The organism is Mycobacterium sp. NGS48, assembly GCF_059812585.1.
In genome coordinates this window covers 595,574-619,665 of sequence record NZ_JCALCY010000002.1, presented here as the reverse complement: position 1 = coordinate 619,665, position 24,092 = coordinate 595,574, and the positions used below count along the sequence as shown (strand labels likewise).

Below are 24,092 nucleotides of genomic sequence, written 5' to 3'. Positions count from 1 at the left end.
GGCACTAGCCGAGGTCAGTGAGCCATCGTCGCTGGCCGGTCGGCTACCGCGGCGATCGGCTTCTTGGGCAGAAACGCCGCGGGGATATACGCCAACAAAGCCATCGCGGCGGCCACGACGAACACCGCGGTATAAGCGTGTGAAACGTTATCGCTGGCATTGAATTGGTTGGTGAGTATCACCGACATCAGGGCGGTGCTGATCGACGCCGCCACTTGGAGATTGACGTGCACCAGCGCCGAACCGCGCGCAATCTGGTGCGGGGTCAGGCATTGTACGGCCGCCGCCACGAGCGGCATCGTCGTGCAACCCAGACCCATGCCCATCAGCGTCAGTGCCGTCAGCAGCACGGGTAGGTAGCTGGCCTGCGTCGAGACGCCATAGGCAAAGATGGCCATGCCGGCACCGATCAGCGTGATGCCGGCCAGCACGATCTTGTGCGGGCCGCGCTTGTCCAGCAACACTCCGGCGATCGGCATGGCGATCAACGCACCCAACCGCTCCGGGATCATGTGCACTCCCGACTGCAGCGGCGTCTGGAGCAACATCTGCTGAAAGCAGCTCGGCAGGAGCAGTCCGGCGCCGAAAAGAGCTGCCGCGGTGAACAACAACGTAGAGTTGGCAGCGGTGACCTCGCGATTCTTGAGCAGCCGCAGATCGATCAGCGGGTGGTCCGTCCGGTACAGCGCATGCAGAACGAACCCAGTGATCATCACTAGGCCGACCGCTACCGGTATCCACACGTGCTCGTCAACGACCGTGCCGCGACCCGGGATGGACGACACCCCATACAGCAGGCCGGCCAGACCCGGCGACAGCAGCAGCATGCCGATCACGTCGAAAGCCTCCGACGGGGTCGCGCGATCCGGTGGAAAGACCATCGCAGCCAGAGCGAATGCGGCCAAACCGATTGGCACGTTGATCCCGAAAATCCACTCCCAGCTGTACGTGTCAATTAGCCAACCACCAAGAATCGGTCCGGCGATCGGGCCGAGCAGCATTGGAATACCCAACACCGCCATCAGACGGCCGATCCGCTTCGGACCTGCCTCGCGGCTCAAGATGGTCACGGCCAGCGGCATCAACATGCCGCCGCCGAGCCCTTGTAGCACGCGAAATACGATGAGCACACTGATGTTTGGCGCCAGTGCACACAACAATGAGCCCACTGTGAACGCCAGTACCGACGCCATGAACGGCCGCTTAGTGCCAAATCGGTCGGCGGCCCAGCCGGCCAGCGGGATCACCGTGGCCAACGCCAGCGTGTAGCCGGTCATCGTCCAGGCGACAACGGCCTGGGTGGACCCGAACGCGGTGATGAACGTGCGCTGCGCAACCCCCACGACTGTGGCGTCCATGATCGCCATCACCACAGCCACGGCGCACACACCGGCTATCCGCAGCAGGCCCGAGTCGAGCCTGTCCGGATAGCTGGGTTCGTTGCTGGTCGACTGGCGGGAGCGCAGCACGGACACCAGCGTAACGACAACTAGCTAGATGACCAACCTACTTTGCGGATGCTGACGTAGTCTCGCAGCATGACGCTGACCGAAATCCCGTTGACCACTCTCGACGATCGCCCCACGTCGCTGGCCGAATATGCCGATCGCGCCGTGCTCGTAGTCAACGTTGCCTCGAAATGCGGCCTGACCCCGCAATACAGCGCACTTCAAAAACTGGCCCAGGACTACGCCGAGCGCGGACTGACGGTGATCGGGGTGCCCTGCAACCAGTTCATGGGCCAAGAACCCGGCACCGCCGGAGAAATCCAAACCTTTTGCTCCACCAACTACGGTGTGACGTTTCCGCTGCTCGCCAAAACCGAGGTCAACGGACCTGGTCGGCATCCGCTGTTCACCGAACTGACCAAGACGTCCGACGCCGCCGGAGAGGCGGGCGATGTGCAGTGGAACTTCGAAAAGTTCCTCATCGCGCCCGGCGGAGCCGTAGTCAATCGGTTCCGGCCACGCACGGCGCCCGATGCGCCGGAGGTGATCGAGGCCATCGAAGCCGTGCTGCCGAGTTAGCTGGCATTTCACCGTCTGGTCACCTGCGATCGGCACACTGGTGGTGTGTCTGGAAAGCTGATCGTTTCGGTCTCCGGGATCGGAGACCGCACGTTGGCCGACGTCGAGGCATTCTGTGGGCAGATGGATTCTCGCGGGGTGCCGGTGTCGTTGCTGGTGTCCCCGCGCCTCAAGGGCGGCTACCGGCTCGACCGCGATCCGCGCACCGTGGAATGGCTAGCCGGCCGGCGTGCCTGCGGCGATGCGATCGTGTTGCACGGCTACGACGAGGCGGCCACCAAGAAGCGCCGCGGCGAATTTGCGACGCTGCCCGCCCATGAGGCCAACCTGCGGCTGATGGCGGCAGACCGAGTGCTCGAGCACCTCGGACTGCGTACCCGGCTGTTCGCCGCACCCGGGTGGGCAGTCTCGCAGGGAGCCGTCACAGCGTTGCCGCGCAATGGCTTTCGTCTGCTGGCCGACCTGCACGGAACCACCGACCTGGTCCGCCACACTACCGAGCGTGCGCGGGTTCTCGGGATCGGCGAAGGTTTCCTGACCGAGCCGTGGTGGTGCCGGATGTTGGTGCTGTCCGCTGAGCGCATCGCCCGGCGCGACGGCGTTGTGCGGCTTGCGGTAGACAGTCGCCAACTGCGCAAGCCCGGGCCATTACAGGCGATGCTGGATGCCGCCGACCTGGCGTTGCTGCACGGCTGCGAACCGTCCGTATATCGGTGGCGACCGGATCGGGTGATACTCGGCGCGGCCTGACCACCCGGGTCGCTACTCTTTAGCGCCATGGACGCTGACGTCATCATTGTCGGAGCGGGACTGGCTGGCTTGGTGGCCGCCTGCGAGGTGGTCGATCGCGGCATGCGGGTGCTGATCCTGGACCAGGAGAACAGCGCCAATCTTGGCGGGCAGGCATTCTGGTCGTTCGGCGGCCTGTTCTTTGTCGACAGCCCCGAACAACGCCGCCTCGGTGTTCGCGACAGCCACGAACTGGCGCTGCAGGACTGGCTCGGCACCGCCGCATTCGACCGGCCCGAGGATTACTGGCCGAGGCAATGGGCGCATGCCTACGTCGATTTCGCAGCCGGGGAGAAGCGCAGCTGGCTGCGGGCCCGGGGCTTGCAGATCTTTCCGTTAGTGGGCTGGGCCGAGCGCGGCGGCTACGACGCGCGGGGACACGGCAATTCGGTGCCACGCTTTCACATCACCTGGGGCACCGGCCCGGCGCTGGTCGAGATCTTCGCGCGGCGGTTGCGGGACCGTCCGTCTGTGCGTTTTGCGCACCGCCATCAGGTCGACGAGTTGATCGTCGAGAACGACGCCGTCACCGGCGTTCGGGGCAGCGTCCTGGCACCGTCCGCAGAACCGCGCGGCGTGGCGTCGACACGAGAGGTGGTGTCTCAGTTTGAGTTCCGGGCTTCGGCGGTAATCGTCACCAGCGGCGGCATCGGCGGCAACCACGAGATGGTGCGGGCGAACTGGCCCAAGCGGATGGGTCGGGTGCCCGAGCAACTGCTCAGCGGAGTGCCGGCCCACGTCGACGGCCGGATGATCGGTATCACCGAGCAGGCCGGAGCGCGGGTCATCAACCGCGACCGGATGTGGCACTACACCGAAGGCATCACCAACTACGACCCGGTCTGGCAGCGCCACGGCATCCGGATCATTCCCGGACCGTCATCGCTGTGGCTGGACGCCAAGGGCAAGCGGCTGCCGGCGCCGCTGTATCCGGGCTTCGACACGCTCGGCACGCTGGAGTACATCGCCCAATCCGGCTCCGACTACACCTGGTTCATCTTGAACGCCAAGATCATCGAGAAGGAGTTCGCACTCTCGGGTCAAGAACAGAACCCCGACCTGACCGGTCGTAGCGTGCGCGAGCTGCTGGTGTCGCGGGCCCGCTCGGGGCCACCGGGCCCGGTGCAGGCCTTTGTCGACCGAGGCGTGGATTTCGTCAGCGCGAACTCGTTGCGTGAGTTGGTGTCCGCCATGAACCAACTGCCGGACGTGCTGCCGCTGGAGTATTCGACCGTTGCCGATGAAGTCACCGCGCGCGACCGCGAGGTGGCCAATCGATTCAGCAAGGACAGTCAGATCACCGCGATACGTGCTGCCCGCAGCTACCTGGGCGACCGGTTGGGCCGGGTGGTGGCCCCGCACCGCCTGGCCGACCCCAAGGCCGGGCCGATGATCGCGGTCAAGCTGCACATCCTCACCCGAAAAACGTTGGGCGGGTTGGAAACAGACCTCGACTCGCGCGTGATCAAAGCCGACGGCAGCCCGTTCGACGGATTGTACGCGGCCGGCGAGGTAGCCGGCTTCGGCGGCGGCGGCGTGCACGGCTACCGGGCGCTGGAGGGAACGTTCCTGGGCGGCTGCATCTTCTCGGGACGCGCTGCGGGGCGCGGCGCCGCGGGCGACATCGCCTAGTTTGGCGAGCAGACGCAGAATCGCACGATTTCGCAACGAAACGTGCGATTCTGCGTCTGCTCGCGCGTTAGAAGGTGACTGCGCTCTCTTCGGGGAGTACCTGAAAGTCGGTGTCGGTCATCTCGCTGAGCCGGCCGTAGTAGATGCCCCGGGCGTTGGGCGCGATGATGCCCTGGTGGATGGGCACCGCGCGGGCCGGCGCCACGGCCCGCAGATAGTCCACCGCTTCGGAAACCTTCATCCACGGCGCCGCCGCCGGGGTGGCCAGCACGTCCACCGGCTCGTCGGGGACGAACAGCGCATCGCCGGGGTGCATCAGGCGCGCGGGATGGTCGCCGTCGCCCACGAGATACGAGATGTTGTCGATAACTGGTAATTCCGGGTGGATGACTGCATGCTGACCGCCGAGGGCCCGGATCGTCAGTTCGCCAACGGACAGTTCGTCACCGACTTGCACCACCGTGCAGGGCTCGCCGAGTTGCGCGGCGGTTTGCGGGTCGGCGTATAGCGCGGCATCCGGATTGGCTTCGCACAGCGCGGGCAATCGGGTGTGGTCGACGTGATCGGGATGTTGGTGAGTGATCACGATGGCCGATAAGCCGGTGATTCCCTCAAAACCATGCGAGAAATTACCCGGGTCGAATAACACAGTGGTATGGCCGAAGTCGGCAAGCAGACAGGAATGGCCGAAATGCGTGAGTTCCATGCCTACGATTGTGCGCGCAGGGGGTATGTGCTGTGCGGGTGATCCTGGCGACGATGCTGCTGGCAGGCGGCCTCGTTGTTGGCCCGGGGCCGGCGGGCACCGCGCATGCGGATCCCGAGGCCTGTCCGCCGGTGTGCGACACGATTCCTGATACCGCCTGGATCCAAACCCGAGCCGTACCGCTGAACACCACCTATCGCTGGCCGTCACTTGCTGGCATCGCGGTGCCACTGACGGGTACAACGCCACGCTTCCGGTTCGAAGAGTTGTGCGCCACCCCGCGGTTCCCGCAGGACAGCCGGGACTCCACTGTCGCCAGCCGCGCGACAGTGCTCAATCCGCAGGGGCAATGGCAGTTGCAGGCCCAGATTCTGCACTGGCGCGGCGACACTGCACGCGGCGGCCAGAACGCCTCCTCGGTGCTCCACATCGCTGCCGCTGCGCTACGCGGCTGTCAATTGGGCTCACCGGCGCAGTCGCCGTCGGTGACGGCCGAGGGGCCCAATCGGCTGGCCGCAGTGATCAGCGGACCGGTGATCATGCGCACCTATCTGGTCGCTCACCCGCAGAGCAGCACCATCAGCGAACTCACCCTGTGGGCGACGGCCCCTCCGCAGCTGCCATGGCCGGTGATCTCCGACGATCAGATTCTGGACGCGATGACCGCACCGCTGTGCGCCGCCTATATCGGATCCTGTGGGTGAGGTAGCACCGGTAGAGTTGGCGCCGAGCAAACAAGCCTAAGGAGGACCGCCGGTGGCCCGGGTAGTTGTGCATGTGATGCCCAAGGCCGAGATTCTTGACCCACAGGGTCAGGCGATTGTCGGCGCATTGGGGCGTCTCGGCCATGCCGGCGTCTCAGATGTGCGGCAGGGCAAGCGATTTGAGCTGGAAGTCGACGATACCATCGATGACTCGCAGCTTGCGGAGATCGCCGAATCGCTGTTGGCCAACACGGTGATCGAGGATTGGACCGTAAGCCGGGAGGCGCAGTGACGGCGCGGGTCGGCATCATCACCTTTCCCGGGACGCTCGACGACGTCGACGCGGCGCGGGCGGCTCGCTTTGTCGGCGCCGAGGTGGTCAACCTGTGGCACGCCGACGCCGATCTCAAGAGCGTTGACGCGGTGGTGGTGCCCGGGGGGTTCTCCTACGGCGACTACCTGCGAGCCGGTGCGATCGCCCGGTTCGCACCGGTGATGGGCGAAGTCGTGGCCGCAGCACGAGGTGGACTGCCGGTTCTGGGGATTTGCAACGGTTTTCAGGTTCTGTGTGAAGCAGGCTTGTTGCCCGGTGCGCTGACTCGCAACGCCGGGTTGCACTTTGTCTGCCGTGATGTGTGGCTGCGGGTGGAGTCGACGACGACGGCATGGACGTCCCGTTTCGAGCCGCAGGCTGATTTGCTGGTTCCGTTGAAGTCCGGCGAAGGGCGCTACGTAGCTTCGGCGGATGTGCTCGACGAGCTGGAAGGCGAAGGGCGAGTAGCGTTTCGCTACCACGACAACATCAATGGCTCGTTGCGCAATATCGCCGGAATCAGCTCGGCCGACGGACGCGTCGTCGGGCTGATGCCGCACCCCGAGCATGCCATCGAAGCGCTGACCGGCCCCTCTGACGACGGGCTGGGTCTTTTCTATTCCGCGTTGGATTCCGTTCTGACGGCTTGAGCCCAGGAGTTGGACGAAAGTTCGGCGGCCAATCCGTCAACGATGCCGGCCAGGCCGGCGAAGCCGGGAGCCGCAGCCATATCGGCCGCCACCCGCTGACTGGCCTGGCGGTATCTCGGTCGATTCAGCACAGCGAGAATGTCGCGGCGCAGCGCACGTGGTGTTGGTCGCTCACTTCGAATCCGGCGACCGACGCCGGACCAGGCGACGCGAGCACCGACCTCGGGCTTGTCTTCCTTGCCGCCGGTGGCGACGACCGGCACGCCGTAGCGCAAGGCGTACTGCACGCCGCCGTAGCCGCCATTGGTCACGTAAATCGCAGTGCGCGACAGCAATTCGTCGTAGGGCAGGTACATCGCTGCCCGGGCGTTCGCCGGCAGTGGGGGCAGCGTGTCCAGCGGGCGACCGCCCGTCGCCACCACGATCAGAACATCCTCGTCGGCGAGCGCACGCAGCGTCGGCGCGATGAGCTGCTCATAGTCGGTGTTGGCAACCGTGCCCTGGGTGACGTGGATGACGGGCAGGGTTGTGTCGAGATCAGACCACCACTCCGGTAGTGGGGCCTGCGAGCCGGTAGCCGACAGCGGCCCGGCGAAGTAAAGGCCGGGCGGCGCATCGGACAACGGGTATTCGAACGAGGGAACCCCGAACTGTACGAGTGCATCAGCTCGGCGACCCCAGCCCGCCATCGTGCACGGCATATCGTTGCCGTGCACTTCCCTGTAGAGATCGTTGACTACTCGGTTGGCCCGCCGCACGACTCGACGATTCAAAGCAGTCAGCGCGCTGTTACGAGCGCGGTTGAGGAACCGGGCCGGCGGCAGTCCCATGCCGAATGGCGCGGTGTCGCGGCTCTCGATGCACAACGGAACGACTCCGCACATGATGACTGGTGGACGCGCCGAGCGCGGGTGCTCGAGCAGGAACGCAGCGCCGACGAAAACTGGCTCGGCGAGCACCACGTCCGCGGGATGCGCCGCGAGCGCAGCGACGATCGTGTCGTATTGCGCCTTGGCTGGGCGGGCAAAGACATGTTCGACGTCGAAAGCGATCGCTTTGACACCCTTCAACCTGGCGCGCTCGGGGAAGGTTTGCAGATGGGTTCGGTGGTCTAAATCGGCTTCGGCGGGCAGCGGCACATATGACGCGCCCGTGGCGGCGACCTTCTCGGCGAATAGCGCACCGGTGATGAATCGCACGTCGTCACCACGCATGACGAAGTGTTCCGCCACTGCTAGCAAGGGCGTCACATGACCGGGCGCAGGGACGCTGGCGATCAGGATCGATGACATTGCGCCTCCCGCGACCCGCAGTCCAACTTAGTCATGTAGTATTCATTACTGTGTCACCCAAGTCAACAGCCCGTCGGCCGCGGGCATATCGGTCCGAGTTGCGTCAGCAGCAGGCAGAGGCGACGCGGTCACGAGTCGTGGCGACTGCGGCGGAGCTTTTCGCCACTGAGGGTTATGCACGCACCACGCTGGCCAAGATCGCCGCTGCAGCCGGTGTGTCTGCCGAAACGGTCCAGGGGCAAGGGCCCAAGGCCGCGTTGCTCATCGCCGCCATCGAATACGCAGCGTTCGGCGTGGCCGGCGAAGAAAACGTCCTCAATCTGGACGTCGGCCGCCGACTCATGGCTATCGACGACCGCGAGGAGGCGCTGGACTTCGTCGCCGCCGCCCAGACAGACGTGCACGAACGGACCGCGCAACTGACTCTTGCGCTCATCGGCGGCGCGGGCGCTGATCCCGAGTTGGATAGATACCTCAACGAGATACTTGTCAGCATCAACCTGCAGACCCAGCGGGTGCTTGGGGTCTTCCGCGACCGTGGATGGCTTCGTGTTGATGTTCCGTTCGACGAGATCGTCGAAACGACCGCAGTGGTGTGCAGTGTCGACACCTACCTGCGGATCACTCACCGCGACGGATGGAGCACTGACGCTTACAGAGCTTGGTGCCGGCGCATGTTGGCCGAGACTGTTTTCGCTAGGCCACAAGTGAATTGACGATGGCCGCGAGCGTGCGTGGACCCGGCGACACGCGCGGCGTGGCGCCCGGGGACACGCACGCTCGCGCGGAGGGGTTACGTCCCGAGGCAGACCGAGGCTTCGCCGGTGTAGCACAGGAACGTCATGGTCTCTTGCATGTACAACTGCACGGTGTCGGCGTCGTGGGACAGGTAGCCGATCGCTACGTCGGTACCCAGCTGCAGATCGAAGTCGCCGCCGCGAGTGGTCAATACGAATGCGCCGTCGATCGCGGGGGCCCAGATGATGTCACCGTCGACCAGCCGGTGCAGATGCTCGCGGATCGGATAGCCGTGTTCGGTGGTCTCGCTGACTTTCGTGTACGCGTCGGCCGACAGCAGCACGGAATAGGGACCGTCGACACCGGCCAACCGCAGGCCGGAAAGTGCCTGGGTGATCACGTCGGGGAAGTCACGGGCATCCTCGGGCAGTGTCAGCGCAGGGTTGGAGCTCGCACTGCGGATGCCCTCGATCGACGCTTCCGGATAACCCTCGAAGATCGCCCGGTCTTCCACGAACGCCAGTTTCTTGGCCGCTACCTTGACCGGATCCCAGTCGGCGTCTTGCGCACCGCGTTCCACGTCATCGATCTCCGAACGCGACAGTGTGAACGGAACCCGAAGCCGCACAAGAGGCCTGCTGTCGCGCAAGTGCGCCTCCACTCCATCGGTGGGCGCCGTCACATCGGTTAGCCGTCCGGTGCTGACCGCCGCCGCCACCGGTCCGCCGGGCTCGCTGACATCGACCACCCGACGCCCCGCGATGTGACGCTTGAAGGTACGCGTCGCCTCCAATTCGATTTCAGCCCAAGCCGCTTCGGTGATCGGCGCGAGGTCGCGGTAGAGGTTGTTCATCAGGATTTTCCTTTCAGACTGCCGATCGCCAACGAGCCATCTCCGGGTGCCGGATCCGTTGCCGGCGCTGTCGGCGGTGAATCCGGCAGCGGCGGCGGATCGTCGAGGAAGTCAACGGTAGGGGAAAAGAACATTCCGCCGGTGATTGCGGTGGAGAAGTCCAAGATGCGGTCGGTGACCCCAGGCGGGTCGCCGAGGAACATGTTGCGCAGCATCTCCTCGGTGACGGCTGGATCGCGCGAGTAGCCAATGAAGTACGTCCCGTATTCGCCCGTGCCGACCTCGCCGAACGGCATGTTGTGGCGCACGATCTTGAGCTCGTTGCCCTCGTCGTCTTCGATGACGTTGAGCGCGAGATGGGAGTTGGCCGGCTTGTCGTCGTCGTCGAATTCGATGTCGTCCAGCTTGGTTCGTCCGAAAGCCCGTTCCTGCTCGGTAACGGACAACGCATTCCACCCGGCCATGTCGTGGACGTATTTCTGCACGTGCACATAGCACCCGCCGGCAAACTCGGGGTCTTCGTCGCCGATCTGGGTGGAGCTCACGGCCACTGGCCCGTCGGGGTTCTCGGTGCCGTCGACGAATCCCATCAGATCGCGGTTGTCGAAGAACCGGAATCCATGCACTTCGTCGACGACGGTGATCGCACCGGCCATGGCGTTGACCAGCCGGGTGGCCAACTCGAAGCAGACATCCATCATCTCGGCGCGGATGTGGAACAACACGTCACCGGGAGTGGCGGGTGCGGCGTGCCGCGGCCCGTGCAACTCGATGAACGGATGCAGATCGACGGGCCGGGGCCCGCTGAACAACCGGTCCCAGGCGCCGGATCCGATCGAGGTGACCACCGACAAGCGTTTGGTGGGATCCCGGAATCCGATCGCGCGTGCCAGCCCGGAGACGTCGGCCAGCGCCTCGTGCACAGTCGCCTCGCCGCCCTCGTCGATGGTGACCACCAGAAAGATCGCGGCCGGTGTCAACGGCGCGAGAACCGGTTGCGGCTGCACATCGGTCACGGTTTCGACCCTAACGTGCCGCCCGTCGCCGTGATGAAAAGATGAGTGGCATGGCGGCCACGGCACAGGCCCTGTGCGAGTTCATCGACGCATCCCCGTCGCCGTTTCACGTCTGCGCCACCGTGGCGGAAAGGCTGCGCGGTGCCGGCTACTCCGAACTGGCCGAGGTCGATGTCTGGCCGACCGCCGGCGGCAAGTTCTTCACGGTCCGGGCCGGCTCGCTGGTGGCCTGGGACGGCAGCGGTGACCCGGAAAGACCGTTTCGCATCGTCGGCGGCCACACCGACAGCCCCAATTTGCGGGTCAAGCAATACCCCGACCGCCAGGTGGCGGGGTGGCAAGTGGTGGCGCTACAGCCGTACGGCGGCGCTTGGCTGAACTCCTGGCTGGATCGCGACCTGGGCATCAGCGGGCGGCTGTCGGTGGCCGACGGCGCCGGCGTTGCCCACCGGTTAGTCCGCATCGACGAGCCGATTCTGCGAGTGCCGCAGCTGGCCATTCACCTGGCCGAGGACCGCACGGCGGTCGCCCTGGATCCGCAGCGCCACGTCAACGCCGTGTGGGCAGCCGGGGACACCGCCGGCCCGTTTCTGGACTACGTCGCCGAACAGTCCGACGTCGATGCCCGTAGCGTGCTCGGCTTCGACCTGATGACTTACGACCTGACACCGTCGACACTGTCGGGTGTCGACGGCCAGTTCGTCAGCGCTGCGCGGCTCGACAACCAGGCGACCTGCTATGCGGGGACCGAAGCCTTCCTGGCCGCCCAGCCGCGCGAGTACGTGCCGGTGCTGGCGCTGTTCGATCACGAGGAAGTCGGTTCTACCTCCGATCACGGCGCGAACTCCGAACTGCTGTTGACCACACTGGAACGGATCGTGTTGGCCGCAAGCGGTGGCCGCGAGGATTTCCTGCGCCGGCTTGCCGGGTCGACGGTGGCTTCGGGCGACATGGCGCACGCCACGCACCCGAACTACCCGGACCGCCACGAGCCCGGCCACCTCATCGCGATCAACGGCGGGCCGGTGCTCAAGGTCCAGCCCAACCTGCGCTACGCCACCGACGGCCGCACGGCCGCCGCATTTGCGCTGGCCTGCCAGCAGGCCGGGGTGCCGTTACAGCGTTACGAGCATCGCGCTGACCTGCCCTGCGGCTCGACGATCGGCCCGATGACGTCGGCGCGGACCGGCATTCCGACCGTCGACGTCGGCGCCCCACAGCTGGCGATGCACTCGGCGCGCGAGCTGATGGGCGCCCACGACGTGGCCGCCTACGCCGCGGCGCTTCAGGCGTTCTTGTCGCCGAGTTGATCGATACTGCGGCCAGCGAGAAATCATGCCGGCCAACGATCTGGGCGCAGTCTCGCTGCCATGACCGCAGGCTCGATACGGAGCTGCCTAGACTGTTCGCGTGACATCCGGGCTCACCCAAGCGGTGGATACCGTCGAGCAGGCCGCCGCCACCCCTGATCTGCCTCAACCGTTCCGCGAGCTGGGCCTCAAAGACGACGAATACCAGCGGATCCGCGACATCCTCGGGCGTCGGCCCACCGACGCGGAGCTGGCTATGTACTCGGTGATGTGGAGTGAGCACTGCTCCTACAAGTCGTCCAAAGTCCACCTGCGCTACTTCGGTGAGACGACCACCGAGCAGATGCGGACCGGCATGTTGGCCGGCATCGGGGAGAACGCCGGTGTCGTCGACATCGGCGATGGCTGGGCGGTCACATTCAAGGTTGAGTCACACAATCACCCGTCTTACGTCGAGCCCTATCAGGGCGCGGCCACCGGGGTCGGCGGCATCGTGCGCGACATCATGGCGATGGGCGCTCGACCGGTCGCGGTGATGGACCAGTTGCGCTTCGGCGCGGCCGACGCCCCGGACACCCGCCGCGTAGTCGACGGTGTGGTGCGCGGTATCGGCGGCTACGGCAACTCGCTGGGCTTACCGAATATCGGCGGTGAAACCGTCTTCGATGCCTCCTATGCGGGCAACCCGCTGGTGAACGCGATGTGCGTGGGTGTGCTGCGGCAAGAGGACCTGCATCTGGCGTTTGCCTCGGGCGCCGGAAACAAAATCATTCTGTTCGGTGCGCGGACCGGGCTCGACGGTATCGGTGGGGTGTCGGTACTGGCCTCCGAGACCTTCGGCGGCGACGAGTCGGGTAATGGCCGCAAGAAGCTGCCCTCGGTGCAAGTCGGCGATCCGTTCATGGAGAAGGTGCTCATCGAGTGCTGCCTGGAGTTGTACGCCGCCGGCCTGGTGGTCGGCATCCAGGACCTCGGGGGGGCCGGATTAGCTTGTGCCACATCGGAATTAGCATCCGCAGGCGATGGCGGCATGACTGTTGAGCTGGACTCGGTTCCACTTCGGGCCAAGAACATGACCCCTGCCGAGGTGCTCTGCAGCGAGTCGCAAGAGCGGATGTGCGCGGTGGTCGCGCCGGAGAACGTCGACGCATTTCTGGCGGTGTGCCGTAAGTGGGAGGTGCTGGCCACCGTGATCGGAGAGGTCACCGACGGCGACCGGCTGAAGATCAGCTGGCACGGCGAGACCGTTGTCGACGTGCCACCCCGCACGGTGGCCCACGAGGGCCCGGTCTACCAGCGTCCGGTCGCCCGCCCGGACTCGCAGGAAGGGCTCAACGCCGACCGGTCCAACACGCTGCCCCGGCCGGCCACCGGCGACGAGTTGCGCGCGACGTTGCTCGCGATGCTGGGCAGTCCGCACCTGTGCAGTCGCGCCTTCATCACCGAGCAGTACGACCGCTACGTGCGCGGCAACACCGTGCTCGCCGAATACGCCGACGGCGGCATGCTGCGCGTCGACGAGGCCACCGGCCGCGGCATCGCGGTATCGACCGATGCGTCGGGCCGCTATACCCTGCTGGATCCTTACACCGGTGCCCAACTCGCGCTGGCCGAGGCGTACCGCAACGTGGCGGCCACCGGCGCCACCCCGGTCGCGGTCACCAACTGTCTGAACTTCGGGTCACCTGAAGACCCCGGCGTGATGTGGCAATTCGCGCAGGCAGTCCGCGGGCTCGCGGATGGCTGTGCAGCACTGGGCATTCCAGTGACCGGCGGCAACGTCAGCTTCTACAACCAGACCGGGTCGACGGCCATCCTGCCCACCCCCGTCGTTGGTGTGTTGGGCGTCATAGACGACGTGGGCCGGCGTCTGCCTACTGGCATGGGCACCGAGGCGGGGGAGACGCTGCTGCTGCTGGGCGACACCCGGGACGAATTCGACGGCTCCATCTGGGCGCAGGTGACCGCTGACCACTTGGGTGGATTACCCCCTGCGGTGGACCTGGTCCGCGAAAAGTTGCTGGCCGATGTGTTGGGCGCTGCCTCGCGAGACGGTCTGGTATCCGCGGCTCACGACCTGTCCGAAGGCGGGCTGGCCCAGGCCGTGGTGGAATCGGCGCTGACTGGCGAAACAGGTTGCCGCATAGTGCTTCCCGCCGGTGCTGACCCATTTGTCATGTTGTTCTCCGAATCGGCGGGCCGAGTATTGGTGGCTGTGCCGCGCACCGAGGTGAGCCGGTTTGTCTCGATGTGTGAGGCGCGGGGGCTGTCTGCGACTCGCATCGGTGTCGTCGACCAGGGTTCGGATTCGGTGGAGGTACAGGGTTTGTTCACGGTGTCCCTGGACGAACTGCGCAGCACCTTTGAGGGTGTGTTGCCGCGGCTCTTTGGATAGGACATGAGCACCCCCGTCGACGACGTCACCGGTGAGTCGGCCCCGCCACAGACCGCCACCCGCGGCCGCCACCCGCTGCTGATTTGGGCATGGAGCTTGCTGCGGCTGAACTTCGTCGGGACTGCGTTTGGTGCTTTGTTCTTCTGTCTGTCGCTGACGCCCTCGCTGTTGCCGCATGACTGGCTGTTTCAGGGCTTGATCGGCGGTGTCAACGCCGCCATCGGGTACGGCCTGGGTGTGGTGATCGGAAAGGCTGTGCACCGCTTCGTCCTCCGCAACGCCGCCTGGTGGCCCCCGCCGGCGCGGCCGCTGTTCTGGGTGAAGGCGGCCGTGGTGGCTACCGCTCCAACGGCGTGTGTGCTGATGCTCATCCCGGCCGCCTCCTGGCAGCGGCAGGTCTCGGCACTGATGGGTATCGACGGACCGAGCACAGGGTCCTATCTGCGCACGCTGCTCGTCGCGGTAGCGGTCAGCGCGCTGGTGGTGTCGGTATTCCGGGTGCTCATCGACGCCATCAAGCTGGTGGCGCGGATGCTGATCAGGCGGTGGCACCTGCACAGCGAGACGGCGCTGTTCATCGGCACCGCGATCGTGGTGGTGGTGTTGGTCACCTTGATCAACGGCGTGCTGATCCGCGGATTCTTCGCCGGGGCAAACGCCGCCTTCCAACCGCAGAACAGCGAAACCAGGGCTGGCATCACACCACCCACACTTCCGGAAAGATCCGGCAGCCCAATGTCATTCGCGCCCTGGGAAACACTGGGTTACCAGGGCCGCAACTTCGTCGCCACCGGCCCGCACGCGGCCGAGCTGACCCGGGTCAACGGCCGGCTCGCCAGGGAGCCCATTCGGGTGTACGCCGGTCTGCATACCGCCGACGACGACGAGGGGCGGATGAAGGTGCTGATCCACGAACTCGAGCGCACCGAGGCTTTCAGTCGCAAGGTGTTGGTCATCGTCCCCACCACCGGCACCGGCTGGATCAACCCGGTGGCGGCGCGTGCGATCGAGATGATGTACAACGGCGACACCGCGATGGTCGGCGTGCAGTACTCCTATCTGCCCAGCTGGATCTCCTTTTTGGCCGATAAGCAGAAGTCGATGGATTCCGGCCGGTTGCTGATCGACACGATCCACGACCGTTGGCAGCAACTGGAACCGAGTCAGCGGCCGAAGCTGGTGCTCTACGGCGAGAGCCTGGGCTCGATGGCCGGGCAAAGCGCCTTCGACTATCTACCCGACATTTCACGGATGGGCTTCAGCGGCGTGCTGTGGGTCGGGCCGCCGCAGGACAGCTCGCTATGGCATGCGCTGCTGGTGCGGCGTGATCCGGGCACCCCTGCGGTGCAGCCGCGCTACGACAACGGGCGAACCGTTCGGTTCTCCGAAGCTGTGACGTCAGCAGACGTCTCCCGCATTGCCGCCCCGCCGTGGGACGGGGCCCGGGTGCTGTTTCTGCAGCATCCGTCCGACCCGGTGGTCTGGTGGTCACCAGACTTGTTGTTCAGCCGCCCGGATTGGCTGGTTGAACCGCCCGGCCAGGATCGCAGCGCGTCGATGCGCTGGTATCCAATCGTCACGTTCTGGCAGGTCAGCGCCGACCTGACCAATGCCGAGGGCATGCCGGGCGGACATGGCCACAACTACGGCGACATCGTGTTGGACGGCTGGGCCGCGGTCGCTCCACCCGACGGATGGACAGCCGACGACACTGAGCGCATACGGGTTGCGCTGAAACACACCGAGGGCGCTGACGGACCTGAGCATTGATGCGCCACAGAATGTTTGGTCAGGCGTGGGCGGTTGCACTGGCCGCATCATTGGTTGGCTGGAGCTTTGTCAGCCCTGGTATTCCGATGCCGTGGCGGGCGCCGGCGCAGGCGGGGCTGGCCCGACTGCTGGTGCTGCTGACTGGGGCACAGTTGGGTCTGCGTCCGCCGCGGTTGTGGGCGGGGTTGCGGCTCGGAGTTACGACGGGTGTCGCCGTGGCAGCGGCCATCGCGGCGACGACAGCGGTGCCCATGGTCCGGTTCTCGATGTCGATCCGTGAATTGCCTTCCCCCGCGCCGGTCTGGTTGCTGTGGCGGATACCGCTGGGCACGGTGTGGAGCGAGGAAGCGGCGTACCGTGCGGCATTGGCCACCGTCGCCACCTCCGCGTTCGGTGACTCCGGCGGTCGGCTGCTGCAAGCCGCGGCCTTCGGTCTCTCCCACATCGCTGATGCGCGGGCCACCGGCGAGCCGGTGGTGCCGACCGTGTTGGCCACGGGTATCGCCGGCTGGGTATTCCGTTGGCTGGCTGAGCAATCCGGCAGCTTGGCGGCGCCGATGCTGGCGCACCTGGCGATCAACGAGACCGGTGCGGTGGCGGCGCTGACGATCAAGCGCCGGTTCGGCTAAGCCATGGCCACCCGGCAGAGCGCTGATCCGGCCCAGACCCGCGCAGCGGTGCTGGCGGTCGAGGAGTGGCTGCGCGACGAGACCCGTCCTGCTCCCGAACGCGCCGAATTGGCGGCCGCAGTCCGGCTCACCGCCCGCACGTTGGCTGGGCAAGCACCCGGCGCCAGCGTCGAAGTCCGCATTCCACCATTCGCCGCCGTCCAGTGTGTTTCGGGTCCACGGCACACCAGGGGCACCCCGCCCAACGTCGTCGAAACCGATCCGCGCACCTGGCTGTTGTTGGCTACCGGACTGATGCGGCTCGCCGACGCCATATCCGTTGGGGCGGCGCAGCTTTCGGGGTCGCGGGCAGGTGAGATCGAGATGTGGCTGCCGCTGGTGAGCCTGGCCGGTTGACGGCCTCTATCTCGCCGGCGCGGGGCGCCACGGCGGGCCCGGCATCACCCCTCACGCCGGGGTACTCGCTGGGTATCAGATCCTCGACGACCTGGCGCCGGCCAGCGCGTGATAGCGGTGACCGGAGTGGTTTTTGTGACCTGCGTGAATGTTGAATTCTTGTGGGAATTGATCGCGGGTCAAAAACCGTTGACAGAGGCGCAACACGCTCGCCCGATTCGGTGTCTTGACCGTCGTTTCCGTAGACTCCGTTACTGTCACCACTCGCGCCCACAGGGAGCCGCCCCATCGTGACCGTGCAGCAGCCCCAGTTCCTCGAGGTTCAGGAAAACTCACCCCGCGAAGAATGCGGGGTGTTCGGCGTCTGGGCTCCTGGCGAAGATGTCGCCAAACTGAGCTACTACGGCCTTTACGCACTGCAGCACCGCGGCCAGGAAGCGGCCGGCATCGCCGTCGCCGATGGCTCCCAAGTGCTGGTGTTCAAGGATCTGGGTCTGGTCAGCCAGGTGTTCGACGAGCAGACGCTGGCGGCCATGGAGGGTCACGTTGCCATCGGGCACTGCCGCTATTCGACCACCGGCAATACCACCTGGGAAAACGCCCAACCCGTGTTCCGCACCACAGCGGCCGGCACCGGGGTCGCATTGGGGCACAACGGCAACCTGGTCAACAGCGCCGCACTGGTCACGCGGGCCCGCGAGGCGGGGCTGATCAACCCCAGGCTGCCCGGCGCGGCCACCACCGATTCCGACATCCTGGGCGCGTTACTGGCTCACGGCGCCGCCGATTCCAGCCTGGAACAGGCCGCGCTGGAGTTGCTGCCGACGGTGCGGGGAGCGTTCTGTCTGACGTTCATGGACGAGAACACGCTCTATGCATGTCGCGATCCGCATGGAGTGCGGCCACTGTCATTGGGCCGGCTGGACCGCGGTTGGGTGGTGGCTTCGGAAACCGCTGCGCTGGACATCGTCGGCGCCTCGTTCGTCCGTGACATCGAACCGGGCGAGCTCTTGGCGATCGATGCCGACGGGGTGCGGTCGACCCGCTTCGCCAACCCGACCCCGAAGGGCTGCATCTTCGAGTACGTCTACCTGGCTCGCCCGGACAGCACGATCGCCGGCCGGTCGGTGCACGGCGCCCGGGTCGAGATCGGGCGCCGGCTGGCCCGCGAACATCCGATCGACGCTGACCTGGTAATCGGCGTTCCGGAGTCCGGCATCCCTGCTGCGGTTGGCTACGCCCAGGAATCCGGCATTCCCTACGGGCAGGGCCTGATGAAGAACGCCTACGTCGGACGGACGTTCATCCAGCCCTCACAGACCATCCGCCAGCTGGGCATTCGGCTCAAGCTCAACCCGCTCAAAGAAGTCATCCGGGGCAAGCGGCTCATCGTCGTCGACGACTCGATCGTCCGCGGCAATACCCAGCGTGCCCTGGTCCGGATGCTGCGGGAGGCGGGCGCCGTCGAGGTGCACGTCCGCATCGCGTCGCCACCGGTGAAGTGGCCCTGCTTCTACGGCATCGACTTCCCGTCCCCAGCCGAGTTGATCGCCAACGCCGTCGAGGATGAGGGCGAGATGCTCGAAGCGGTGCGCCATGCCATCAACGCCGACACGCTGGGCTACATCTCGCTGCGGGGTCTGATCGCGGCCACCGAGCAGCCCACCTCCCGGCTATGCGCTGCCTGCTTTGACGGCAAGTATCCGATCGAGCTGCCCAGCGAGACCGCGCTAGGCAAGAACGTCATCGAGCAGATGCTGACCAACGCGGCGCGCGGCGCCGGTGTGCCAACCGAGCTTTCGGCCCCGGAGCCGTCTCCGGAGGAGGAGCAGGCCTCCGTTCTGCGGCATCCCTAGCCCGGGGCCCGGCGTCGACCGGTAGCCTTTATCGCGATGACCGAGCGCGGGAAAGACTCCGGAAAAGAGCCGGGCAATCAGGGTGTCACGTATGCATCGGCCGGAGTGGACATCGAAGCCGGTGACCGAGCCGTAGAGCTGTTCAAGCCGTTGGCATCCAAGGCCACCAGACCCGAGGTACGCAGCAAGCTCGGTGGATTCGCCGGACTGTTCGCTCTGCGCGGCGACTACCGCGAGCCGCTGCTGGCCGCGTCCAGCGACGGGGTCGGCACCAAGCTGGCGGTCGCCCAGGCCATGGACAAGCACGACACCGTCGGACTGGATCTGGTCGCCATGGTGGTCGACGACTTGGTGGTCTGCGGTGCGGAGCCGTTGTTTCTCCTGGATTACATCGCTTTAGGCCGGATCGTGCCCGAGCGGCTCAGCGCCATCGTCGCCGGGATCGCCGACGGGTGCATGCGGGCGGGCTGCGCACTGCTCGGCGGCGAGACCGCCGAACACCCCGGTTTGATCGAGCCGGACCACTACGACATCTCGGCCACGGCCGTCGGCGTCATCGAGGCCGACGACGTACTCGGACCCGAACGGGTGAAGCCCGGCGACGTCATCATTGCGATGGGCTCCTCCGGCCTGCATTCCAACGGATACTCTCTGGTCCGCGCCGTCCTGCTGGAGATCGACCGGATGAACCTGGCCGGTTATGTCGAGGAGTTCGGCCGCACGTTGGGTGAGGAGCTACTAGAGCCCACCCGCATCTATGCCAAGGACTGTTTGGCGCTGGCCGCCGAAACCCATGTCCGCACCTTTTGCCACGTCACCGGCGGTGGGTTGGCCGGCAATTTGGAACGCGTCATCCCGCAGGGACTGGTGGCCGAGGTCGACCGCGGAACCTGGACGCCAGCGCCGATCTTCGCGATGATCGCGCAGCGTGGCCGGGTGACGCGCGCCGAGATGGAGAAAACCTTCAACATGGGTGTCGGGATGGTCGCCGTCGTCGCTCCGGAGGACACCGACCGCGCCTTGGCCATCCTGACCGCGCGGCACCTGGACTGCTGGGTGCTGGGCACCGTCAGCAAGGGCGGAAAAGAAAGCCCCCGAGCCAAGCTGGTCGGGCAGCACCCCCGGTTCTGAACTTCTAGCGACGCCAGGCGTCTTCGTCGCCCCACGTCTCGTCCGGAAGCTGGTCGTCATCGTCCACTTGGTCGGAGTCGTCAGCGCTCGACCCGGACAACTCGCGCTGAAGCCGCTCGAAATCGGTTTGAGGGGAGCTGTACTTCAGTTCTCGAGCAACCTTGGTCTGCTTCGCCTTAGCCCGGCCGCGGCCCATGGGGGAACCCCCTCGCGCAATAACGGAGCGGCCTATGAGTAGGCGGCTCCGATCTGTCAGTGAATTTATTGTCCTGCCGACAGTTTACCGTGCCCGGTCATGGCATGTCGGCCTGGCCTGTCCGCTGTGAGCGTGGTCATCGGGTCGTGCCGCGCAGTCGTTCCACTGCCGCCCGCCCGGCTCCAACCGCGTCGGGAGGCGGTACCGAATCGGCGTCGATGACGGCAGCGACGTCGGCGTTCCCGCCGGTAACCAAGGCGGTGTCAGCCGGCAATCCGCGCTTGAGCAGTGCCAGTGCCACCGCGCCCAGATCGACATGGTCGACGACGGTCCCCAGCCGGCCCACCGAGCGACCGTTGGCCAGCACCGCATCACCCGTCGAGGGCCGATCGACGGAGCCGTCCAAGTGGAGTAACACCAGCATCCTGGGCGGTTTACCCAGGTTGTGCACCCGCGCGACGGTCTCCTGCCCGCGATAGCAGCCTTTGTCCAGGTGCACGGCGCCCAATCCCGGACCGCCGATCCAGCCCACTTCGTGCGGGATCGTGCGCTCGTCGGTGTCGACACCGAGCCGCGGCCGCACGGCGGCCACCCGGTGGGCTTCGTAGGTCCACACTCCCGCCGGACGAATTCCAGTTTGGGTCAAACGGCGCCGCCAGTCGGCGGTTTGATCGCGCGGGACGAGCAGGTCGAGCTCGATCTGGTCCTCGGGTGCACCGGTCATCCGGCGGATGAAGCCGCCGCCGGGCACCGGCATCGCTGTCATGTCGGCGGGCAACACGTCGACGCCGAGCACATCGAGCACCGGTTGTTCAGCCAGCCGTGGGCCCAGCAGCGACAGCACGGCCAAATCGGCGGCGGCGGGGCTGACCTGCGACCAGAACACCATCTTGCCCAGGTAGTCCAGTAGCGCGTCGCCGCGCCACGGCTCGGTGTCCAGATATGTGACTGCGCCCAGTTCGGTCTGGATCCAGTGATCCGTGACGCGACCCTGCCCGTCCAGCACGAGGTTTTCGGTGCACGCGGCATCGGGCAACTCGCTGACATGTTGAGTCGAGACGGTGTGCAGCCAGGTTTGCCGATCGGCACCCGTCAGGGTCACTACTGCGCGGTGCGACCGATCCACCACCACTGCGTCGGTTTCTGCTGCGCGCTGCTCGCCCAGTGGGTCGCCGTAATGCCAGATCGCGCCGGCGTCAGGGTCGTTCGCGGGAGCGGGAACTGCAGTCACGTGTCAACTCTACGTCCGCTTCCGAGGCCAGCTACCTCGGCCAAAGTGAAGCCAGGTTCACCTTCGCCGCCGAGTGTGAACCTGGCTTCACACTCGGGCGATTAGCTAGGCTCTTCGTCCATGGCACGCCATCCGGGTGTGGTCGTCACGCTCGACGGCGAGATTCATGCGTCAGAGGCACCGCTGCTGTTCGCCGATGACCTCGCCGCGGTGCGCGGCGACGGAGTCTTCGAGACGTTGCTGGTTCGCGACGGCAGGGCTTGCCTGGTCGAGGCGCATCTGGGCCGATTGACCCACTCGGCGCTATTGATGGACCTGGCGCAGCCCGATCTGCCGGCCTGGCGACGCGCAATCGATGTCGCCGCCCGGCAGTGGACGGCCGGCACCACTGACGAGGGCGCGCTGCGACTGGTCTACAGCCGCGGCCGGGAAAGCGGTTCGGCACCGACGGCGTATGTGACCGTCAACGCAGTTGCCGACCGTGTGGCCCACGCCCGCCGCGACGGGGTGGCCGCGGTGACGCTGCCGCGCGGGCTGCCCGCCACCGGCGCGGATGCGATGCCGTGGCTGCTGGCCGGCGCCAAGACGCTGTCGTACGCGGTCAACATGGCGGCGCTGCGGCATGCCGCCCGGCACGGTGCCGGCGACGTCATCTTCGTCAGCTCCGATGACTACATCCTGGAGGGGCCGCGCTCGACCGTGGTGATCGCCACCGACGATCGGTGCCTGTTGACGCCGCCGCCGTGGTATCCGATCCTGCGCGGCACTACCCAGCAGGCTCTTTTCGAGGTCGCCCGGGCCAAGGGTTACGACTGCGACTACCGCGCGCTGCGGGTGGAGGACCTGCTTGCCGCGCAGGGGGTTTGGCTCGTGTCGAGCATGACATTGGCCGCGCGCGTGCACACGCTGGACGGCAAGGCCTTGCCGCGTTCGCCGATGGCGGCGGAATTCACCGGGCTGGTCGACGCCGCCATCGTCAGCGACCGGTGAATTCGGTTGTCTCCCCGGCCGATTAACAGGTAGCGTCGGCCGTACACAAGGAAGGAGGTGGTCCGCGAATTGATAGCGTCATGGACATGTGAGGTGGCTGCGCGCTAAGCAGCGCACAGGCGAGGAATCTTCGGCGCGCGCTGGCGAATTCCCCGCAGTCACCCGGCCCCCGAGCCTCCGGTCAGTCCAACCTGGAACTACGGCTCGGGGGCCGTCCCATGTCTGGACGTTGATTCTGCGTCCACCACGCAACAGTGCGAGAAGACTCCCTGGTACGCGCAGAGTCAACGAGAACGGCTACCCCGCGAACCGGGAGAGCCGGGCGGACAAATGCGGCACCAATCCGCCGTCGGCATCGACCCGCTCTTCGACGTAGGCCAGGTCACCGCCCTCGACGATGCCGTAAAGCCGTTTAGCGCCGCCGACCAGCACGCCCGACTTACTGCGTGCCAGCGCATCGGTGACCAACTCCCACGACGACTGGGTGCGCGGCCGCCCGTAGAACAACTCGACGTAGCCCGCGGAGTGAGCCAACAGCAACTCGATGGCCTGCGATTCGCTGGGGTCGCTGGGGTCGTCGACGAAGCGCCAAAAACCCGTCTCTCGCAGGTCACGTCCGGCGTAGTCACCGGAGTCGGTCAGCCGCCAGGACCGGGCCTCCCAGTTCAGGTAGTCGCCTCCGTCGTGGGACACCACGATTTGTTGGCCGAAGTGGTAGTCACCCTGGGTTCCGCGACCCTCACCTTCGCCACGCCACACGCCAACCAGCGGTAGCAGCGCCAGCAACGCTTCGTGCAGATTGGCGCCTTCGCGCAAGTTGGCGGTATCGGCCGGCGCCGGCAGGTCGTCGAAGACGGGAATGTTGCGCGACGCTGTCACCTTGGCGCGTTCGGCGGCCGCGGCTACCGCACGGTCACCCGAGCCGGCCCGATCACTCACGACTCGTCGGTGATCAGCCGATACAGCGCATAGAGCGCGAACCATGTGATGACCACGACGGCCGTGACCAACATGATCTCGAAGAACAGCACCACGGCGACGAGTCTAGTTCTTCCGTGCGCGCCGACTGGCGGGGAGTCCGCCCGCGCGCCGAGCGTGCGCGAACCCGGTGATTACCTCGGCGTGTCGACCGGGCACACGCACGCTCGCCCGAGAAATAGGGGCGTCAGGCGATCTTGACGTCGACCTCGTGGATGCCCGCGCCCGACGGCGACACCACCGCGTCGCCGTTGCCGGCGGCCGAGAGCGCACGCAGCGTCCAGGATCCGGGCGCGGCGAAGAACCGGAAGTCACCGGTGGCCGACGCGACGACCTCGGCGGTGAACTCGTCAGACGAGTCGAGCAGGCGCACGAACGCGCCTCCGACGGCCTGTCCGGAGCCGTCCACGACGCGGCCGGTGATCACCGTCTCCTTCTCCAGGTCGACGCTGGCCGGCAACGTCTGTCCTTGCTTCGGTGCAGAGCACAT

At 66.1% G+C, this 24,092-nt stretch carries 24 protein-coding genes; 15 read left to right on the top strand and 9 right to left on the bottom strand.

What is annotated here, in order from left to right:
- Window positions 1–14: 14 nt before the first annotated feature.
- Window positions 15–1,475 (bottom strand): DHA2 family efflux MFS transporter permease subunit, encoded by a 1,461-nt coding sequence (locus AC5Y42_RS06760; RefSeq protein WP_499896718.1) that lies wholly within the window; start codon window positions 1,473–1,475, stop codon window positions 15–17.
- A 63-nt stretch (window positions 1,476–1,538) separates the two neighbouring features.
- Between AC5Y42_RS06760 and AC5Y42_RS06755 the strand changes: the two genes are divergently transcribed.
- Genes AC5Y42_RS06755 through AC5Y42_RS06745 form a run of 3 tightly spaced genes read left to right on the top strand, consistent with a single transcriptional unit; the run spans window position 1,539 to window position 4,448 of the window.
- Window positions 1,539–2,027, top strand: a complete 489-nt coding sequence (locus AC5Y42_RS06755) for a glutathione peroxidase (RefSeq protein ID WP_499896717.1) — start codon at window positions 1,539–1,541, stop codon at window positions 2,025–2,027.
- Between the two features lie 45 nt (window positions 2,028–2,072).
- Window positions 2,073–2,777, top strand: coding sequence for a DUF2334 domain-containing protein (locus tag AC5Y42_RS06750; RefSeq protein WP_499896715.1), 705 nt, complete (start codon window positions 2,073–2,075; stop codon window positions 2,775–2,777).
- Window positions 2,778–2,804: 27 nt separating this feature from the next.
- Entirely contained in the window at window positions 2,805–4,448 is a 1,644-nt protein-coding gene (locus AC5Y42_RS06745; RefSeq protein ID WP_499896713.1) for an FAD-binding dehydrogenase, read from the top strand.
- Between the two features lie 67 nt (window positions 4,449–4,515).
- Here AC5Y42_RS06745 and AC5Y42_RS06740 read toward each other — a convergent pair whose 3' ends face one another.
- Window positions 4,516–5,154, bottom strand: coding sequence for an MBL fold metallo-hydrolase (locus AC5Y42_RS06740; RefSeq protein WP_499896711.1), 639 nt, complete (start codon window positions 5,152–5,154; stop codon window positions 4,516–4,518).
- A gap of 32 nt (window positions 5,155–5,186) precedes the next feature.
- On the opposite strand from AC5Y42_RS06740, the gene AC5Y42_RS06735 reads away from it, so the two are divergent.
- The 3 genes from AC5Y42_RS06735 to purQ are packed head-to-tail and all read left to right on the top strand — an operon-like array spanning window position 5,187 to window position 6,821.
- Complete coding sequence (locus tag AC5Y42_RS06735) at window positions 5,187–5,858, top strand: ATPase (protein ID WP_499896709.1); 672 nt, start codon at window positions 5,187–5,189, stop codon at window positions 5,856–5,858.
- A 52-nt stretch (window positions 5,859–5,910) separates the two neighbouring features.
- Window positions 5,911–6,150 carry a phosphoribosylformylglycinamidine synthase subunit PurS gene (gene purS, locus AC5Y42_RS06730; RefSeq protein ID WP_499896707.1) on the top strand — a complete coding sequence of 80 codons (240 nt, stop codon included), beginning with the start codon at window positions 5,911–5,913 and terminating at the stop codon, window positions 6,148–6,150.
- Window positions 6,147–6,821, top strand: coding sequence for a phosphoribosylformylglycinamidine synthase subunit PurQ (purQ, locus tag AC5Y42_RS06725; protein ID WP_499896705.1), 675 nt, complete (start codon window positions 6,147–6,149; stop codon window positions 6,819–6,821). The genes purS and purQ overlap by 4 nt, the downstream gene beginning before the upstream one ends.
- Here purQ and AC5Y42_RS06720 read toward each other — a convergent pair.
- Complete coding sequence (locus AC5Y42_RS06720) at window positions 6,788–8,113, bottom strand: glycosyltransferase (RefSeq protein ID WP_499896703.1); 1,326 nt, start codon at window positions 8,111–8,113, stop codon at window positions 6,788–6,790. The two genes, purQ and AC5Y42_RS06720, sit on opposite strands and share 34 nt — an antisense overlap.
- Window positions 8,114–8,250: 137 nt before the next feature.
- Here AC5Y42_RS06720 and AC5Y42_RS06715 point away from each other — a divergent pair, with 137 nt between their 5' ends.
- A complete protein-coding gene (locus tag AC5Y42_RS06715; RefSeq protein WP_499896702.1) occupies window positions 8,251–8,829 on the top strand; it encodes a TetR/AcrR family transcriptional regulator in 579 nt (192 codons plus the stop codon).
- Between the two features lie 77 nt (window positions 8,830–8,906).
- On the opposite strand, the gene AC5Y42_RS06710 is transcribed toward AC5Y42_RS06715, so the two are convergent.
- Window positions 8,907–9,704 carry a family 1 encapsulin nanocompartment shell protein gene (locus AC5Y42_RS06710; protein WP_499896700.1) on the bottom strand — a complete coding sequence of 266 codons (798 nt, stop codon included), beginning with the start codon at window positions 9,702–9,704 and terminating at the stop codon, window positions 8,907–8,909.
- Window positions 9,704–10,720, bottom strand: a complete 1,017-nt coding sequence (locus tag AC5Y42_RS06705; RefSeq protein WP_499896698.1) for a Dyp-type peroxidase — start codon at window positions 10,718–10,720, stop codon at window positions 9,704–9,706. Before AC5Y42_RS06705 ends, AC5Y42_RS06710 begins: the two co-directional genes overlap by 1 nt.
- A 50-nt stretch (window positions 10,721–10,770) precedes the next feature.
- On the opposite strand from AC5Y42_RS06705, the gene AC5Y42_RS06700 reads away from it, so the two are divergent.
- From AC5Y42_RS06700 to purM, 7 genes are all read left to right on the top strand, one after another.
- Window positions 10,771–12,030, top strand: a complete 1,260-nt coding sequence (locus AC5Y42_RS06700) for a M18 family aminopeptidase (RefSeq protein WP_499896696.1) — start codon at window positions 10,771–10,773, stop codon at window positions 12,028–12,030.
- Between the two features lie 124 nt (window positions 12,031–12,154).
- On the top strand, window positions 12,155–14,425 hold the full coding sequence (purL, locus tag AC5Y42_RS06695; RefSeq protein WP_499896811.1) for a phosphoribosylformylglycinamidine synthase subunit PurL: 2,271 nt from the start codon (window positions 12,155–12,157) through the stop codon (window positions 14,423–14,425).
- A gap of 3 nt (window positions 14,426–14,428) precedes the next feature.
- The gene (locus AC5Y42_RS06690) at window positions 14,429–16,195 is read left to right on the top strand and encodes an alpha/beta hydrolase (protein ID WP_499896694.1); all 1,767 of its coding nucleotides are present in this window, start codon (window positions 14,429–14,431) and stop codon (window positions 16,193–16,195) included.
- Complete coding sequence (locus AC5Y42_RS06685; RefSeq protein ID WP_499896693.1) at window positions 16,195–16,824, top strand: Rv0804 family intramembrane glutamic endopeptidase; 630 nt, start codon at window positions 16,195–16,197, stop codon at window positions 16,822–16,824. The genes AC5Y42_RS06690 and AC5Y42_RS06685 overlap by 1 nt, the downstream gene beginning before the upstream one ends.
- Window positions 16,825–16,827: 3 nt before the next feature.
- On the top strand, window positions 16,828–17,220 hold the full coding sequence (locus AC5Y42_RS06680; RefSeq protein ID WP_499896692.1) for a sterol carrier family protein: 393 nt from the start codon (window positions 16,828–16,830) through the stop codon (window positions 17,218–17,220).
- 290 nt (window positions 17,221–17,510) lie between these two features.
- The gene (gene purF, locus AC5Y42_RS06675) at window positions 17,511–19,076 is read left to right on the top strand and encodes an amidophosphoribosyltransferase (protein WP_499896690.1); all 1,566 of its coding nucleotides are present in this window, start codon (window positions 17,511–17,513) and stop codon (window positions 19,074–19,076) included.
- A 36-nt stretch (window positions 19,077–19,112) separates the two neighbouring features.
- Window positions 19,113–20,207: a phosphoribosylformylglycinamidine cyclo-ligase gene (gene purM, locus AC5Y42_RS06670; RefSeq protein ID WP_499896689.1), complete on the top strand. Its 1,095-nt coding sequence runs from the start codon at window positions 19,113–19,115 to the stop codon at window positions 20,205–20,207.
- A gap of 4 nt (window positions 20,208–20,211) precedes the next feature.
- Here purM and AC5Y42_RS06665 read toward each other — a convergent pair whose 3' ends face one another.
- Together AC5Y42_RS06665 and ygfZ are read right to left on the bottom strand one after the other, a co-directional pair.
- Window positions 20,212–20,403 carry a DUF3073 domain-containing protein gene (locus AC5Y42_RS06665; RefSeq protein WP_499896688.1) on the bottom strand — a complete coding sequence of 64 codons (192 nt, stop codon included), beginning with the start codon at window positions 20,401–20,403 and terminating at the stop codon, window positions 20,212–20,214.
- Window positions 20,404–20,539: 136 nt separating this feature from the next.
- Window positions 20,540–21,634, bottom strand: a complete 1,095-nt coding sequence (gene ygfZ / locus AC5Y42_RS06660) for a CAF17-like 4Fe-4S cluster assembly/insertion protein YgfZ (RefSeq protein WP_499896686.1) — start codon at window positions 21,632–21,634, stop codon at window positions 20,540–20,542.
- 138 nt (window positions 21,635–21,772) lie between these two features.
- Here ygfZ and AC5Y42_RS06655 point away from each other — a divergent pair, with 138 nt between their 5' ends.
- Window positions 21,773–22,624, top strand: coding sequence for an aminodeoxychorismate lyase (locus AC5Y42_RS06655; protein ID WP_499896809.1), 852 nt, complete (start codon window positions 21,773–21,775; stop codon window positions 22,622–22,624).
- A gap of 297 nt (window positions 22,625–22,921) precedes the next feature.
- Here the strand turns inward: AC5Y42_RS06655 and AC5Y42_RS06650 are convergent, their stop codons facing one another.
- Both AC5Y42_RS06650 and AC5Y42_RS06645 read right to left on the bottom strand, forming a co-directional pair.
- Window positions 22,922–23,563: a heme-binding beta-barrel domain-containing protein gene (locus AC5Y42_RS06650; protein WP_499896685.1), complete on the bottom strand. Its 642-nt coding sequence runs from the start codon at window positions 23,561–23,563 to the stop codon at window positions 22,922–22,924.
- Window positions 23,564–23,789: 226 nt separating this feature from the next.
- On the bottom strand, window positions 23,790–24,092 hold the full coding sequence (locus AC5Y42_RS06645) for a DUF1416 domain-containing protein (RefSeq protein WP_065014517.1): 303 nt from the start codon (window positions 24,090–24,092) through the stop codon (window positions 23,790–23,792).